The 16,239-nt window shown below is 55.8% G+C and carries 10 protein-coding genes; 2 read left to right on the top strand and 8 right to left on the bottom strand.

What is annotated here, in order from left to right:
* Positions 1–241 precede the first annotated feature (241 nt).
* The 4 genes from ACDK93_RS09810 to ACDK93_RS09795 form a co-directional block, all read right to left on the bottom strand.
* Entirely contained in the window at positions 242–1,840 is a 1,599-nt protein-coding gene (locus tag ACDK93_RS09810) for a DUF2130 domain-containing protein (protein ID WP_458068303.1), read from the bottom strand.
* 255 nt (positions 1,841–2,095) lie between these two features.
* Positions 2,096–3,013: a hypothetical protein gene (locus tag ACDK93_RS09805; protein WP_458068302.1), complete on the bottom strand. Its 918-nt coding sequence runs from the start codon at positions 3,011–3,013 to the stop codon at positions 2,096–2,098.
* Between the two features lie 198 nt (positions 3,014–3,211).
* Positions 3,212–3,961: a MobA/MobL family protein gene (locus ACDK93_RS09800; RefSeq protein WP_458068301.1), complete on the bottom strand. Its 750-nt coding sequence runs from the start codon at positions 3,959–3,961 to the stop codon at positions 3,212–3,214.
* 568 nt (positions 3,962–4,529) lie between these two features.
* Complete coding sequence (locus ACDK93_RS09795; protein WP_458068300.1) at positions 4,530–5,462, bottom strand: hypothetical protein; 933 nt, start codon at positions 5,460–5,462, stop codon at positions 4,530–4,532.
* Between the two features lie 932 nt (positions 5,463–6,394).
* Between ACDK93_RS09795 and ACDK93_RS09790 the strand changes: the two genes are divergently transcribed.
* The gene (locus ACDK93_RS09790; protein WP_458068299.1) at positions 6,395–7,567 is read left to right on the top strand and encodes an SIR2 family protein; all 1,173 of its coding nucleotides are present in this window, start codon (positions 6,395–6,397) and stop codon (positions 7,565–7,567) included.
* Positions 7,567–9,411, top strand: coding sequence for an ATP-binding protein (locus ACDK93_RS09785; RefSeq protein WP_458068298.1), 1,845 nt, complete (start codon positions 7,567–7,569; stop codon positions 9,409–9,411). The genes ACDK93_RS09790 and ACDK93_RS09785 overlap by 1 nt, the downstream gene beginning before the upstream one ends.
* 477 nt (positions 9,412–9,888) lie before the next feature.
* On the opposite strand, the gene ACDK93_RS09780 is transcribed toward ACDK93_RS09785, so the two are convergent.
* From ACDK93_RS09780 to ACDK93_RS09765, 4 genes are all read right to left on the bottom strand, one after another.
* Positions 9,889–12,915: an ATP-binding protein gene (locus ACDK93_RS09780; RefSeq protein WP_458068297.1), complete on the bottom strand. Its 3,027-nt coding sequence runs from the start codon at positions 12,913–12,915 to the stop codon at positions 9,889–9,891.
* A 192-nt stretch (positions 12,916–13,107) separates the two neighbouring features.
* The gene (locus tag ACDK93_RS09775; protein ID WP_458068296.1) at positions 13,108–13,863 is read right to left on the bottom strand and encodes an alpha/beta fold hydrolase; all 756 of its coding nucleotides are present in this window, start codon (positions 13,861–13,863) and stop codon (positions 13,108–13,110) included.
* 65 nt (positions 13,864–13,928) lie between these two features.
* Positions 13,929–14,816, bottom strand: a complete 888-nt coding sequence (locus tag ACDK93_RS09770) for an EthD domain-containing protein (RefSeq protein WP_458068295.1) — start codon at positions 14,814–14,816, stop codon at positions 13,929–13,931.
* Positions 14,817–15,017: 201 nt separating this feature from the next.
* Positions 15,018–16,133 carry an alkene reductase gene (locus ACDK93_RS09765; RefSeq protein ID WP_458068294.1) on the bottom strand — a complete coding sequence of 372 codons (1,116 nt, stop codon included), beginning with the start codon at positions 16,131–16,133 and terminating at the stop codon, positions 15,018–15,020.
* Positions 16,134–16,239: the final 106 nt, after the last annotated feature.

The following is a 16,239-nucleotide window of genomic DNA, read 5'->3' as shown; positions in this document are numbered from 1 at the left end:
ACATAGTTAGCGAAAAATACGGGCGCGCCTACAAAGTTCTATGGTAATTGCGCGCCAAGCACAATGTCAGCTTTGGGTCGACAAGAGACCGCCAGCCAGATGGTCAGCTAGCTGGCGACGCTGGTGTGATGACAATGCGTGGTCAGTTAGTTGGCAATACGAAGTTGCCATCAACTGGTTGAGATACCTCTGCAGTTCGCGTGGGAGGTTGCCCCGTGCACCCCATCGCCAATGACCCGACTCATTCATCGTCCGATGCACCTTGTGCATTGGCCTCGCCAAACTTGGCGGTCATCGTCTGGTTGCCTTGCGTCAATCGCTTGATCGTTACGTCCTGCGCCTTGGTGTTTGCAAGCCGTAGGTTGTTCGCCGATGCGTTGAGCGCATCTTTCGTCTTCTGAAGATGAGTGATGGTCTTGTCGATCTCTTCGATGGCCGTAGTGAACTGTTTCGAAGCAAGTTCATAATTCCGAGCAAACCCAGACTTGAAATCCTCAAGCTTGTTCTCGAAATTCGTGACGTCGATGTTCTGGGCTCTGACAAGGGCAAGCTCTGACTTGTACTTCAGCGCGTTCATGGCCGCATTGCGCAGCAGCGAAATGATGGGGATGAAGAACTGCGGACGAATGACATACATTTTCGGGTATCGGTGGGACACGTCGACGATACCGGTGTTGTAAAGCTCACTGTCTGGTTCAAGCAGGGAGACCAGAACGGCGTATTCGCATCCTTTCTCGTTACGGTCCCTGTCGAGCTCCTTCAGGAAATCTTCGTTCTTGTGCTTCGTCGCGGTGTGATCCGCCTCGTTCTTCATCTCGAACATGATCGAGACGATGCTTGTGCCGGCCTCGTCTGCATCACGAAAAATGTAGTCGCCCTTGCTGCCGGTCCGCGTGTCATTGTCCTTATCGAAGTGCGCTTGCTGGAAGGCCGTCGCTCGAATGCGGTTGAACTCAGTCTCGCAGTGTTGTTCTAGCGTTTCGCCGATCATCTTGGTCGACAAACGCGCCTTCATGTCCCGCATGTTCGCGATCGTCTTCTCGCCTTCGCGGATCTGCATTTCGTACTGGTCCTTGAGCGACTGCACGGCAAGCTGCTTCTCAGATTTCACTTGCTCGATACCGTTTTTTAGATCGTCGCGCTCCTTTTCGACGACGTGGACGGCCTCGGTTAGAGCGAACTTCTGAGTCACCTCGAGGGTGCTGAGCTTGGCGCGCAGCTCCTGGATCTCAGTGTCTTTCGCGGACGCGAGCTTATGCAGTTCCCTGTCAAGCACCGCGCTGGCTAGCTCAGACGCAGCATTCTTTTCATCGGTCGCCTTCCCTAGGTCGCTCAGCAGCCGGTCACGCTCCTTTTCGACAGCAGCAAGAGCCTCTGCCACGGCCAGACGCTGGGCGACATCGTAGGCGTCGAGCTTTGCGTTCAGACGCAGAATCTCAGCCTCTTTATCCGCAGTGTCCTTCTGCAGTTCGCCCGCGAGCTTGGTAGTTGCAAGCTCTATGGCGCTGACTTTGTCCTTCTCGGCGAGTTCAAGCCTATCGTGCAATTGCCGCTCAAATTCGCGGTCATGGACCTGCTTTACGATGTCCGCGTAGCCGGCTTCGTCGATCTTGAACGCCTTCGTGCAATGTGGACAAATGATTTCGTTCATTCCTTCACTCCGTGAGCCGCGTTCTGACGCAGCATAGCGAAAACCTATTCCTAATCCTCCCATTACCGCAGCGTAATGACGCTGTTCAGTCCAGAACCGTGAACGGTGGAGCGCCGTGCAATAGCTACCACGAGCCGCGTAGGCAATTGGCGATTCATCCCGGCAGCATTGCTCAAAGCGGACGGTCATGACCGTCTCTTTTGGGTCGATTCTGTTGAAAAACTCCGACTCAACAAATAGACGTCCAAATATTGAATTGCGACGGCGACGACAATTGGATTCTGTACGAACTTACACATTCAGGCCGACAGAAAGCGATTGTCGCGGACGGATTTTCCCGCTTTAAGCGATATCGAGTTTTCGAAGCGAGTTTTTCAACACTATCGGCCGGAAGCGAACATCAGTGAGAACTCGCGCAACTTGCAGACCCCACTGGCCGGGGAATCAGCCAATCCGATGCTCCGGCGCCCAAGCGCGATAGCCGGTTAGCGCTTCGAAGCTTGGGTCGTCGATGGTGATGACGTCGAGTACTTCGGATGGCGCCAGATCACGTTGCACGCTCCAGTCGAAGGTCGGCGACGGCTCGGAGTGTTCAATCTGATCGCGCACCGCGTTCGACAACACGTGCGCCGCGCGGCATCCGTGCAAGTCATCGGTCGGCAAGGGAAGAGCACACTTCACGATCGCCGGGTGGCCGAGCGCCGTCAGCACCGCGGTCACTGCGGGGTCGTCTTCAAAGCCGGCATACAAGGCTTCGCCTCCCCACGAACGGAACAGCCGATAGACCCCCGACGCACCGCGCAACGTCGAACGATTGGGGCACAGCCACACCAAGCCGGTGCGTCGACCGTGGCGATTGGCCAGGTGTGAGTGCAGCATGGGATGGTCGAGGAAGAAGCGGCACTGCGCTGCGCTCATCTCGCCGGCGTCGACAAGCGCTTCGAGCCGCGCGCGCACCAAGTCGGGCGACAAGGCGCGCAACCCTTCGCGACGAACCCGGTCCACTTCCGCGGGCGTCAAGCGCGTACAGTGGTAGCCCACTAGGCGATGGCCACGCAGCAATGCCTCGGTGCGCGCGAGCAGCGTGTCATAGCCGGCGCGATGCGGGTTGACCGGCGGATCCATGCGCACCCAGACATCCGTCCATCCGAGCCGATCGATACGCCCGCGCTCGCGCTGGTAGGCGATCAACGCCTCGCGGTTGTTTTCCACCAGATCGTGCACGCCAACCGGCCACGTTTGCGGCAGTTCCAGCTCGAAGTCTTCGGGTTCCAACGTCGTAGTCGTCCTCGCGTCCCGGCCGGAAGGGCCGGCCGCCTCATCCGACTTGGGAGTCGTAGGATCACAGTTCAAGGGAGCCAAGGCGAGGATAACGTTCCTTCGTGCATTCGACCCATAGCGACGTCGCTACGGACCTGTCGCCTCGGGTAGCCTAGTTACACGTGATCCCCGATCCACGGGTTGGGAAATGCGGCAACAAGCGACGATCGGTAAAACCCAGCGAAGGGCAGCGTGGCAAGGCTGGTCTGCATCACAGCAGGCCTAAGGCGACCAGGCTGCTCAGATGCACCACGGTTCCGACGACGTCCATGAAGCGCCACCTTCCGAGTGATGCTCTCGGCTGCGGGCGCCTTCCATCTGGCTTTTCCGCATCGCACGGAACTGAGCGGCTCCCATGTAGCGAACCGGTTCTCTGGAAAATCCTTGCTCACGAAGCGTGCGATGTTCAACACGATGATTGAAGCCATGCGTGCGTAGCTCGCTATTGATTGCGTCGGCGATGATACGGCGCATCTCGATAGTCGAGTTCTTGATCTCGGCAGGCGGTATACCGCAGCCAACCTTTTTGCACCCACCCATTCGCGGGTACTTGTCGTTGTACCGTCGGAATGTTTGCTCCGGTGAGCGATCAATGCCGTCATCCACCCGGCCGGATAACATCCCATGTACGTGAGGATGTGGGACACCCGACAGGAACGCGATCGGTTCGTGAAGCGCAAACATGTACGGCATGCCTCTGGCCAAGGCATCCATGCTCTTAGATGCCAGATGGAGGTTCTGCTCCTTACTCAAGCAGTTCGGCAAGCTAAAAGTTACAGCGACGAACGCGGGGCTATTCTTGCGCTCGTACTTGTCTGATGCGATGAAGAAGGCTTCCGGATCATGCCGTGCCCAATTAGGCATGTTGCCGTAATCGCCTCCGATGAAATCGTCCCGCTCAGCGAAAGACCCTCTTCGCATGATGTGCCTGATGTGATCGGCAGTCGTGCCACGTGCTTTGGATACGATCTCGAAGTGCAACTGTTTCATGGTCTGATCCTTTCGCGCGCAATAAAAAGCCAGCGGGGTAAACCCACTGGCTGCTTGGTTAGCAAAGTTATTTTTAAGCCGTCGCTTCAAGCATGAAACGTATAGTGGGTTTCGCTTTTCAAGCGGTCGGCAAGGACGGGAAGTCTCTTACGGAGTTGTTTGGCCCGAACCGCATGGCCACCGATAGTATGGCCGGCATAGCTAGCGGTGAAGCCCAATTCTTGAGTGACTCTAGCTGAGGTGCCAACCTTTCGCGCGCCTCTAGCGACCAAAGTTGGCGAGTGTTGCCGACAGGGAGACCATCTAGTTCTGAGCAAACCTCGCCGATTGCCCTGGCGTCAGGATCGCCAGCTGGTATCTCAGCCCGCGCGAGAAGCGGCCCAAGAAACCAACATGCATCAAGAACGTCCAGTTTGCCCGCGATGGCAGCCACCGCGATGTCGCCGGCCTCTTGCCGTAGTTGCTCGATGTGCTCGGCGTGCGACATCTTTTCCATAAGGGGCCTAACGCCCGAATTAGGCCGCGCCGCGCCGCGAAGCGGCGTCGGCTTGAATGAATTGTTAGATTTTTAGTAGGGCGACCGGGCCTTTCTCATCGCTGCCTCAATATTTATTTCAAGATAATTGGTGTTGATGAGACTGCAGAATGCTCTAATTGAGCGCACCAAGACTTCAATTTGAGCGTCTATTTCTTCATACAAGTCATTCTCTTGCTTGTCCCTGCAAAAATCGCCGGGCATGTTAAAGCGCAACATGTCATTTTGAATTAGATCATACGGCGCGCTGCTGATTAGCCGGCAAAGGCTGCCCCATTCTTCCGCCAGAGATTTAGTCGCATCGATTAGAAGCTGATTATGTAAGTTGAAAGAAGGATAACTTCGCACGAGCTCAATATTGTTGAATTGATCTACTATTGAGCTGTGGATGTATTTTGCTCCCCACCTGAGATGCCCAAACGTCGAATTGAAATCAACAACCTTAAGAATGGAAGTTACGTTTTCAATGTCTGCTTCTCGCTTTAACTGCTCGGGTGTTTTGGCGAGCCGGTTGAAAAATTGGGGATAGTGCTGGCGAACCGCCGATTCGTCTCTCGACAGGTCATGGACAACGTCGGGCCAAAACACAACGTCAACAGGAAATTTATTCTGAGTTTTTCTGGATTCAGATAGTTTTCTAACAAATGATTGGATGTTGGCATCTCGATCAGCTGTTGTTGCAATGTAGAGCACAGAAAGAGCAGGGTTGAAGCTTTCTGCTTTCAAGCACTCGCTTTCAATAACGTCAACGCTTATTGCCTTTGTTGTGTTCTTGCATTGAACTCCAACGAGGTTTTGGAGGGAGTCAATTCCGTATATGTCGACTCCATCTTGTTTCTGTCCAAGGCGGCCATGCCTTGCCAGATTGGGATTGGCCCATCGCAATGAGAATGCGCTTTTGCATATATCTTCAAACTCATCCCATGATTCTGGCGGAGGAAGTCTTGACGTTGTGGTTGTTGGCATGCGGAAGTCCAGTGAAATCTAACGCTAATAAGTTAAGTTGCCGCGCGACATAGCTCGACTTTCGCGCCAGCGCTCGGTCGGTCAACTTGAACGCGCTGTTCGACGACGATAGTGCTGATAGCCGCCAAACTCGTTTGTGCCGCATCTCGCGAAGTGGCCCGAAGCGACTGACTAGAAGCTTCTGAAGATCGGTAAGCGCCGTGCGCTGCCGGATTAACAAGAGTTATCCGGCAGCGCACGGCGCTTACCGAGTATCGATCTTTGCGAGAGGCTGTCAATCAGGCGACTCCATTTCATCATGTCAGCCTAAACCCCCATGCAACGCGCGCGATCAGCGCTAGTGCCGTTGAGCGCTTATTAGACCCACATCGGGGCATATGCAATGGATGTTCAGCGTTAGGCCTCTGCCCGTCAAGGGGACAAAACCTGCAGATAGCCATGCGTTTACTGGATGACAGGAGCGACCTGCGAAGCGAGGATGGCCTTTGCTTATCTCGCTGATCAGGGTGATAAGTTTTATAGCTCCGGAAACGAAGTAATAAACCGTATGGTCAGCGCAAGACTCACGCAAGGCCTCCGGCACTATGCGGCTATCAAATGGCCTCGCCGCGTGCGGAGTTTGCGGTGCGGCAGCTTGCGAATACATATCTAATGACTGGGTGCGAACGTCAGCTATGGGTCGACCTCCGCCCGTCGCAGCTTGCGCGGCTGTCACCAGCTCCTCAAGGAGAACCATCGGCCAAGAAGAGACGGTCTGCTACCTATGATGCTTGCCGGAAAACGACCGTTCGCTATGGCCGAAACGGGTCGCACAGTGGTCGTTGGGCAAGGGCCGTCAACTGATGGTCGCCAACCGACCAGCGGCGGGACCCGCTTTGCCGTTCGCGGCGTTTACGCCTAGCATCTACCTGTCATGGAAAGGGGATCAACCAATGAGCACATCTACTGACGACCTGCTGAAGCAAGTCGACCAGCATCTTAGTCACGCGAATCAGGCATGGTTGTTAGGGGCTGGTGTCAGTTGTGATGCGGGTCTGCCTTTAATGGCTTCCCTGACCAAACAAGTCTTCAAGCTTGCCGAAGGACAGGCACATGAGCAGATTCTTAAAGATTTGCAAAGTGAGCTACCCGACTCTGCCCACATCGAGCACATGCTAAGCCAGCTAGGCGATTACACGGCCATCGCGAACCGTGTACAGGTAAGCAGCGTCACCGTTGAAAAGCATACCTACTTCGTGGGTGAGCTAGACGCTGCACACAAGGCAATCACCAACGATATCGCAGAGACAATTCGTTGGGGCTATGTCGAGGCAACGGACGATGCTGAAGAAAAAGTCGGTGGACGTGAAAATCGCATCGTATCCGTGGAACACCACTCAAATTTCGTACACGCACTTTTTGAAAAGCGCCAGGCGGGATTGCGCGAACCTAGAAAGCCGGTCCAATTCTTCACCACCAACTACGACACTTTGCTGGAAGATGCCTTGGCGTTGGGTGGTTATCGCTACTGGGATGGCTTCACTGGAGGTGCGGTTGCATTTCGGGAGCAGAAGTTCGGAAGAGCTTCACCCAACGAGGGACTACGCGCGAAGGTCATGAAGCTTCATGGCTCAATCGACTGGATATTGGGCGACGAAGGTGATGTCTGGAGGGTGCGAGACACTGACCTCTATCCCAAGCGGAATGGTTCGGTTCTGATCTACCCACAATCGACAAAGTACGTCGCCACTCAAAGAGATCCATTCGCCGCGCAGTTCTCGATGCTGCGCGAGTTGCTGGGAAGCCCGTCAGAACTTGTCTTTGCTGTCTGTGGATACAGCTTTGGTGACGAGCACATCAATGAAGAGCTTGAGCTTGCGCTTTCTTTGCCGCGGAGCAAAGCTACACTGATTGCTTTTTGTAAGGAGTCGGCGCAAGGGCTGCCCAAAGACCTTGAGCGTTGGCGGCAATCTCGGTGGGGCGAACGAGTGTACGTACTTACACAGCGTGGACTCTACTGGGGAACGCAGGGACCTCTTCACCAAATGGATGAGGGTGAACACGACTGGTGGACGTTCCAAGGAACAACACGTTTCCTTGAGGACGGCGGGATAGGATCTCACTGATGTCCAACTTCGAGGTAGTTAAAGATCTCCGCATCGGCCACATTGTTGAAGTGTCTGGAACTTCAATCCGCGTCGAGCTCGATGGTGATGTCACGGAGCTATCCCGTACTCATGCCGGACGTGTCTACCCCATAGGCCAGATGGGTAGTGTGGTAAAGGTCCATTTTGGTCGTCAAATTGTCTTCGGATTCGTCACCCTTTTGAGGATGCGTTCTGAAGAGCTCATAGAACAGGGACACGTCATACCGCCCGACGCCGACCAACGCATCATGGAAGTTGAGCTTTTTTCAGAGGGTGTCTGGCAAGGTCCTCAGCATGCACTGAAGTTCACGCGAGGCGTTACGACATTCCCGCTCCCTCGCCAAGGCGTTTATCTTCTTACTCGTGATGAGGCAGTCGCTCTATACACCGCAGCCGAAGGGCAAAGGGAAGGTGACGAGTTCGATGCTCTCGTTCCATTCGGAACCTACGTAGGTGCAGATGCCGCCCAATGCAGGGCGAACATCGACAAGATGTTTAGCATGCACTGTGCAGTGCTTGGATCCACGGGCTCAGGCAAATCCGGCGCAGTTGCAGCAATTTTGCATAGCATCCTTGCACATAAGGCCAAAGCGGATACCACTTGCCACCCGAGAATCATTGTTATTGACCCTCATGGGGAATACGGCACCTCGTTTGGTGGTCGCGCCACCGTCTACAGAGCGTATGACCCCATCGGCAATGAAGGGGCAGAAGGGTTAAGCATCGACTTGCCTTATTGGCTTATGTCAGCTGAAGAATTTCGACTTCTAACCATTGCTAAGACCGAGCACGAGGCAACAAGCCAACACAACATCATCTATAAGGCTCTAACTCATGCCCGTATGCAAGCGGCAGGCCTTGTCGACAAAGCACCTACAGCTCACGGTGGTCCCGTACCGGCAGACGGAGGAGCACCCGATACTCCTCGTTCGAAGGTGGGCATCAACCAAGCAGCGCTCGACTCATTCGATCGAGACAAACCACGACCTTTTCATTTGGATGAGTTGATAAACCACATCCTCTATCTTCAGGCAGCACGAGCGAAAGGAAATGTGCTTGAAAGCGTCCCTGCAGGCGAATTTGCGAAAGACTTCAAGTCCATCCTCGATAAAATCGGTGTGCTTCGTCGTGATCCCCGCATCCAATTCATGATGAAAGATTGGGATCCGGCGGGGCCAACTCTTGCGAGCATCCTGGGTCAATTCGTTGGCCGAATCGCCGAAGCGCCGGAAAGTGATTTGCGCATTTTGGATATCTCAGGCTTACCCAATGAAGTTGCTGGGCCGATGACTGCAGCACTTGCGCGATTGCTTTTTCGCTACAAGGTGTATCAGACCAAAGAGGAGCGAGCGAAAGACCCGGTCTTGCTCGTGTGCGAGGAAGCGCACCGTTACGTTCCTGACCGTGGAGAGGCTGAGTATGCGGCTGCCCAAGGTGCCATCCGACGCATTGCGCGAGAGGGGCGCAAATACGGTTTGGGCTTGATGCTCGTCAGTCAACGACCCGCTGATGTTGAAAGCACCGTAATCGCTCAATGCGGAACTTGGCTGGTACTAAGACTCACCAATCAAGCGGATCAGCAGCATGTATCAAGATTCCTTCCAGACGGTCTTTCGGGTATGACCAAGTCATTGCCAAACCTCGGGCAGCAGGAAGCCATTTTTGTTGGAGAAGGTGCCGCGCTACCCGCCCGAGTTCGGATCATGAATTTGAGTAAGGAAAAGCTGCCGCAATCTCACAACGCAAAGTTTGCGGAAGGCTGGTCCGGTCCACGCTTAACTGAGGTAGAACTCGCCGAGATAGCAAAACGGATGAGCAGCTAAATACGCTGATGTCGCGGATCCGAAGGTCCGCTACTGATTCGGTCACCGACAATCGGGCAACAGCCGCTGATCACTGGTCTCTGACCGGCCAACAAGGAATAGGCAGCCACCTAAGATGCCGGCCGCAAAGCGGTCGTTCGCGGACGGGAGAAATGGGTCGGGAGCAGACGCTCGCCTACCCTTTCCCCGGCTACCCCTCCCTGATCGACTGCCCGCGCCGACTAGCTTAAAGGCGGTTGAGATCCGTACTTGCCTTGAACAGAACGACTCAATTGCCCTTTCAGGTCGATAACTTATAAAAGTCCACACATTTTTGGTACAGCAGCCAATAGCTAGAAGGTAGTGTCGCGGTCGATACCGTGCAAATACACGGCCTCTGGATCATCTGCGCTCAACGAAACAACCCGTCGACGTCTTCAAAACAGATTGACTTAGCGAGCCGTAGATTAAGAGTTTCGGTTGCAACACAGCTCGTCCCTAGCCATAAATGTAGGCTTTGGACACCCTCAAAATAACTTCCGTGCCGCCTGCAGGATGGGTCCGAAGTTGTAGCTCAGCCCCGATGGTTTTTGCCCTTTCGCGCATTCCGACCAAGCCCCAATGCCCCTCCCTCCTTTGACCGTGTTGAACAGTGTCAGGGAGGCCGTCGCCATCGTCCCGAACGACCAACGCGACACGGCGTCTACTGTATTCGATTTCAACGCTCACATGAGTTGCGTGCGCATGGCGACACGCATTGTTCAACGCCTCTCTCCCAATCTTGCATATTTCATCGGCGACGTCGGAGCGGACTTGCCGAACACGACCGTGCACAGCTACTGAAAATATCACTGGATAATCTTGCGATAGTGCGTTTCCTACTTCTGCTAGGCAAAGCTCAATGTCCGTCAAAACCGTCACGCTATCGCGTAATGCGCTGACCCTGTCACGGCCATCTGCAAGTGCCAACTCAGCTTGGTCGAGTGTTTCATTTACCTTGAGTCGTTCCCGCTCGCCGGGATCCAGGCCTTGTCCAATACGATCGAACCGCAAAAGAAGGAACGACAGCACCTGCAGAAAACTGTCGTGGAGTTCTCGTGCGAGGCGCTCACGTTCGCTATGACGTATTTCCACTCGTTCCCGCTCACGAGCTGCAGCGCGGCGTATTTGAAACCTGAAAAGGATGTAGAGCGCGAACAGGCATGCGAGGACTTCGAAACAAAGAAACCAGCTCGTCTGAAAGAATGTTGGCTCAATGCGAAAAACCATATCGGTGCCGGCCTCATTCCAGACACCATCGCCATTTGAGCCTTTGACATGGAAACGGTAGGTGGCAGGTCCGAGGTTTGTGTAATCAACTTCGCGCCGTGTCCCCATGTCTCGCCAACCCACATCAATGCCGTCAAGTTTTACTTTGAAGCGATTTCTGCCGGGATTGGCCATGCTCAATGCGGTGTAGGCAATGTGCAAATTTGTCGTCTTTGGCGGAAGCGTGACGAGTTGGCTTGGGGCGACAGTCATCGTCGGAGTACTGATTGAACGAACGAATATTGCCGGTACGTTAGTGTTCCGCAATAGATTTTTCGGATCGATCCATGCGAGACCACCCTCTTGGGAAAACCAAAGTTTGCCGTCAGTGGTTTGAGCGAGACTAGACGAAATTGGCATGGCACTGCCCGGCAAGCCATCGTCCTCTGTCAGTACTCTGACGGGCAAAACGAAATTCGGGTCTATCTCAGCCCGGCTCAAGTCGTCGCTTTGAATTTGAACGGCACCCGCGCTCCCGTTAAGCCACACCGCGCCGTCCTTACTTCGCTCGATACCCGTTACACCCTTGAGTGCGTTTGGATCAGTAGTCCTTAGGGTGTGCCAGCGCCCCTGAGAAAAAATACTGACACCGAGCTCCCCCGCAATGAGCTCGGTCTTGCCTGTGAGGATCGAGGAAACAATACCAACCTGCAGTCCGTTTTTTGCCGTAATAAACTCGACAATGCCGTGGCTGACTACACGCACGTCATTATCTTGGTAGCCGAGCCAAAGCTTGCCGTCCGAAGCCAGAGACATCGTTGTGGGCTCAATATCGGGGAGTCCCGAGATGCCACCATTTTTTATCCACGCATGGCCATCGAGACGATAAAGGCAAAGCGAGACGAATGATGCCCAAAGCTTATCTTCGCCATCGCGCATCAAGAACCACGCGCGCCTATTTTCGGTCACCGGCGTCGGAGGCAAATTTGCGGGGCTAAACTTGCCTCCTGAATACCGCATCATTCCGACGTGGTGAACACTCAGGAGTAAGTCCCCATTTTTTTCGCGTAGCAAGCTCGAAGTGCCATTGCGGTACCCATCAATTTTCACAATTGATGGTGTTAGGTGCCACAGATAATTGTCGCCGCTGGGAAGGTTTGCGTCCGTGCCAACCCATAGGGTTCCATCGTCAGACGGCGCCATCTTGAAATCTATGGCCGGGTAAGGAAACAAAACCTTAGTGAAGTTGTTTCGTCGAAAGCTGTCCAAACCCGTGGTTGTAGCGACCCAAACCGTGCCCTCTCGATCTTCGAAGATCACCACCGGCAAGTCGGAGGACATTCCGTCGGCCTGAGTGAATCGGTCGGATCCGAACGGGTCTTGAACACCGGGCAATGATGACTCGAAATCTTGCGCTCTGCATAACCCGGGCTCGCACGTATTTGTCCAAAGGCTACCGTCGTGCGTCCGTATTTCGTGCCGAGCCTGTTTCGGCATTGGTCCGCGCGGAGCGATCGGAACCTGGTCGCTTATCAACGGAAAAACCCTGTTTTTTGCGATTGCCCATGGTCGGCCATCTCGGCCTGTGAACAGTTCAACGTCCTCGCCTTGGCGAATGTTGCTCGACACCTTTTCAAACCGATGCGTGCCTCTGCGCATCACAGAAACTCCAGACGATGAAACGACCCAGAAATTGCGCCCATCATCCAGAAGGCAATCGGTAAAGTCGCCCGTTGGGAAGCCCGGATACATATCAGGCTTCACCCATTTGCCCCCTCTTTGAACGAGGAGACCGAAGTTAGTCTGAGCCCAGACGTCGCCAGAGCCGTCTTCGTAAAAGAAAAACGCCAAAGTCTCAGCGTTCAGTCCTGGATAGCTGACAAGCTCTTTGGTATCCCCCTTTTGCGCGACAATAACCGCACCGTCGTTATAGCCCACCCACAAATCACCGTTCGAAGCCACCATCACGGCAACAACAACTCGCGTAGCGGTGCTACTGGCTGGACGTAAATCGACAGCCTCAAAGGTAACGCCGTCAAATCGATACAACCCTGTGCCGGCACCAAGCCACAGCCAGCCATCTCGCGTCTGAGCGATACTTTCAATGTCGTTGGGCGCCCCCTCCCTCGAAGTCCAAGCCGTGTGGCGATAGCTAGACTTAATAGTCTGAGCCGAGGAAGGCACATCAGTCGCGAGTACCATTCCCGGTGGAGCGCCGGTGGCCAAAATCGCGATGACCAGCAGCTGGCCAAGCAACCTCAATGGTTTTACCAACACGATAGATCCCCGAGTGCTTCCATCAGTAACGCAACTACACCTTACACCCAAGCGATTACTAAACCCTGCATTTTCAACAGGACAATTAACCGGAGAATCTTGAATTGGTAAATGGCAAGTTGGGCCTCCGCAGCAGACGTTCCTCATAAAAACGGACGCCCGAAAGCGTCCGTTCTTTGCCAAGTGATTTTCTTACTTGGCCGTTGCTGCCGACGCTGCCTCGATCAGCTTGACCACCTCAGCCGGATGCGAAATGTAGACCGCATGCGATCCCCGGACTTCGGTTACGTGGCTGTTGGACCGCTTGTACATCCAGCGCTCGAGCTCGGGATTGATCGAATGGTCCTCCGTCGCGACCATTGCCCACGTCGGCTTGTTCTTCCAGGCCGCTTTGGAAATGGGCTGACCGAGGGCCCCGCCGTTGACGAACACCTGCGAGCGCGCCATGAAGTCGGTCTGCGCCTTGGGCAGGTCGGCCGCAAAATCGCTGGCGAAGGATGCCGGGTCGATGTACAGGAAACCGTCCGGCGTGGGCTTGATACCCTTGCCTGCAGCGGGCATTTTTTGCAGCAGCGCGCCCGGAACTTCGCCGGTATCTGGCTGCAGGGCGGCGATGTAGACAAGCGAGACGACCTTCGGGTCGTTGCCCGCTTCGGTGATGATGGCGCCACCGTAGCTGTGCCCGACCAGCACGACCGGGCCGCTCTGCATGTCGATGACGCGCGTGGTCGCTTTCACGTCTTCGGCAAACGACGTCTCCGGCTCCTGCACGATGGATACGTTGTAGCCCTTGTGCATCAGCATCGTGGCTACCGGCTTCCAGCCCGAACCATCCGCAAACGCGCCGTGGACAAGCACCACATTCTTGATGCCTGCGGCGGGTGTCGCCGCAAAGGCTGTCGTCGCACTGACCATCATTGCGATGGCCAAAGCCAGTTTGTTCTTCATGTGCATATCCTCAGAGGTGGTGGTTGGGAAATTCAGGGTCGTGCGGCTGCGCGACCGTTTCAGAGTCACGCGCGCACAAATAGCCGCTGGACCGCGTCGCTTGCATGGTTGGTCGCACCGATCAACGCGATGACCTCCGCCACGCTGCTGCCGCGAAGACCGGCCATCGTTGGAGTACCGTCGCGCACGAAGGTGTAGACGTGCGTCACCAGAACAGCTGCCAAGGCCTGGACATGCGCGGCTTGATCGGCGGCAGCTTTGGCAAATGCGTCGCTCTCGAACAGCCGGCGTGCATCCATCGCGGAGGCGAAACCGATCTCCATCACGCCCATCCGCAGCATGTCGTCGACCACCTCGTGTGGTACCGGCGATGGCGGTTGCGGATGCGCGTTGTCATACCGTTCGGGCAGATGCAGCCTCAACTTCACCACCTCGCGCTGTGCGGACAACGCTTCCGCGAATTGCGTCAGCCACGGCGCCAGCTGCTTGCCGGCCCTTTCGCTGAAGTACACGTGCAAGCGGTAAAGACGATCCACTCCGTTTGGGGCGCCATCGGGATCTTGATCAACAAAGGTTTTTGAGCCTTCTGGAAGGCTGAATGCAGCATCCCAGCCAAACACGTTGACTTCGTCGCCGAACAGCAACGGGCTGGCTTCAATGAAGCGTCCCGCTTCATCACCGTCGGCAAAGCCGATTTCCACAGCACCATCAAGCTCGACCTCGAGCTGCCGCACGCCCTCACCTTCCGGCCACAGACGCGCGGTTCGCTCGCTGGAGAAGTGGTGTTGCACGTAGAACCCGAGACCCGGGAGTCGTGAACACAGGGGGCCGTGCACATCGCGCCAATACTGGGCAAACAGCGCGTGCGGCAGGCCTCTTAGCCGGCGCACCACCGAATAGGTCTGCGTGCGAATGGCCGCATCCCGGCTGCCGTAATCAAATGCGTTTTTCATGATGCCTCCGCTGCATGGAATGGCTCACCCGCCGGGAGCTCTTTGCATGAAGCGAGGATTGCAGGCGAGGCCGGATCACCGCTTGCGCTTGATGCGTAAACTTGGTCAAAAGCGCCGTCTTTTGCACGGACCCCGCGTCAGGGCGAGTGGACGTTTCAGTGAGACACAAAAAAAGGGCGCCCCTGAGGACGCCCTTGGTCGTTACGCTGAAACCCTTTCGCGGTAGGGTTCGAAGTCGGTGTAGTGCAGCTCGGTGCCACCCCAGAACGCTTCCCGCACATACGGCGTCAGTGGGAGGTTGCGACGCAGGCGTTCGGGCAGGTCCGGGTTGGAGGTGAAGAACCGCCCGAATGCCACGAGATCGGCGTCGCCTGCTTCGAGAATAGCGTCCGCCCCGGCACGGGCGAAGCCACCAGCGGCAATGATGGGGCCGTTGAACACTCCACGCAGAAAGTGCGAGGCCACTGGCAACTGATGCTCATCCAGAGTTTCCACGCCCATCACCCGCGGCTCGATGACGTGCAGGTAGGCAAGCCCGAAATCATTGAGCTTGTCGGCGAAGTGGCCAAACGTGGCCTCCGGATCGCTGTCGGAGATGCTACCCCACTGACCACTCGGCGAGACGCGCACACCAACACGCGACGCGCCGAACACGGAAGAAAAAGCCTCGACGACTTCCAGCGGCAAGCGCGCACGCTTGGCCACCGTGCCGCCATAAGCATCCGTGCGCTTGTTGGTGCCGTCCTGCAGGAACTCGTCCATCAGGTAGCCATTGGCCACGTGCAGCTCGACGCCGTCCAGGCCAGCTTCCTTTGCCCGCACGGCGGCCATGCGGAACGAATCGATCAGCGCCGGTATCTCGTGCGGTTCGAGCGCGCGATGCGGGGAAACCGGCACCCATCCGTTTTGGGTGAGCGCCTGTCCCTCGAAAGGAACCACCGAGGGAGCGATGGGTGCTCGACCCTCGCTGAGGTCGCTGTGCGACTGCCGGCCATCGTGCGAGATCTGCATGAACAAGCGGCCACCCTTCAGGTGCACGGCGTCAACAATCCGTGCCCACCCTTCCACGTGGCGATCGGCATGAATCCCCGGCGCGCCGTAGTAACCGCGGCTGTCCGACGAGGGATGGCTGGACTCGGTGATGATCAGACCGCCTTTGGAGGCGCGCTGGCGGTAATACTCCACCATCATGTCGCTGGGCGTTTCGTCAGGCTCGGCGCGCAGACGGGTGGTCGGTGCGTGCACGACACGATGCGCGAGTTCGTACGGCCCAAGCCGGAAACCCGAGAAAAGGGATGGAGTGACAGGAGTGTCCATGTGAAAAACCTCATGATCGTGGCGCTGTTCGGCTCGGCCACATTGGTTCATTAGATGGGTGCGGCAAGGCCGGCTTGAATGGCTCTGGAAGGCCGGACTGTGCGGA

The sequence above is a fragment of the Rhodanobacter sp. BL-MT-08 genome (assembly GCF_054161255.1).
This window is presented reverse-complemented; position numbering and strand designations above follow the sequence as displayed.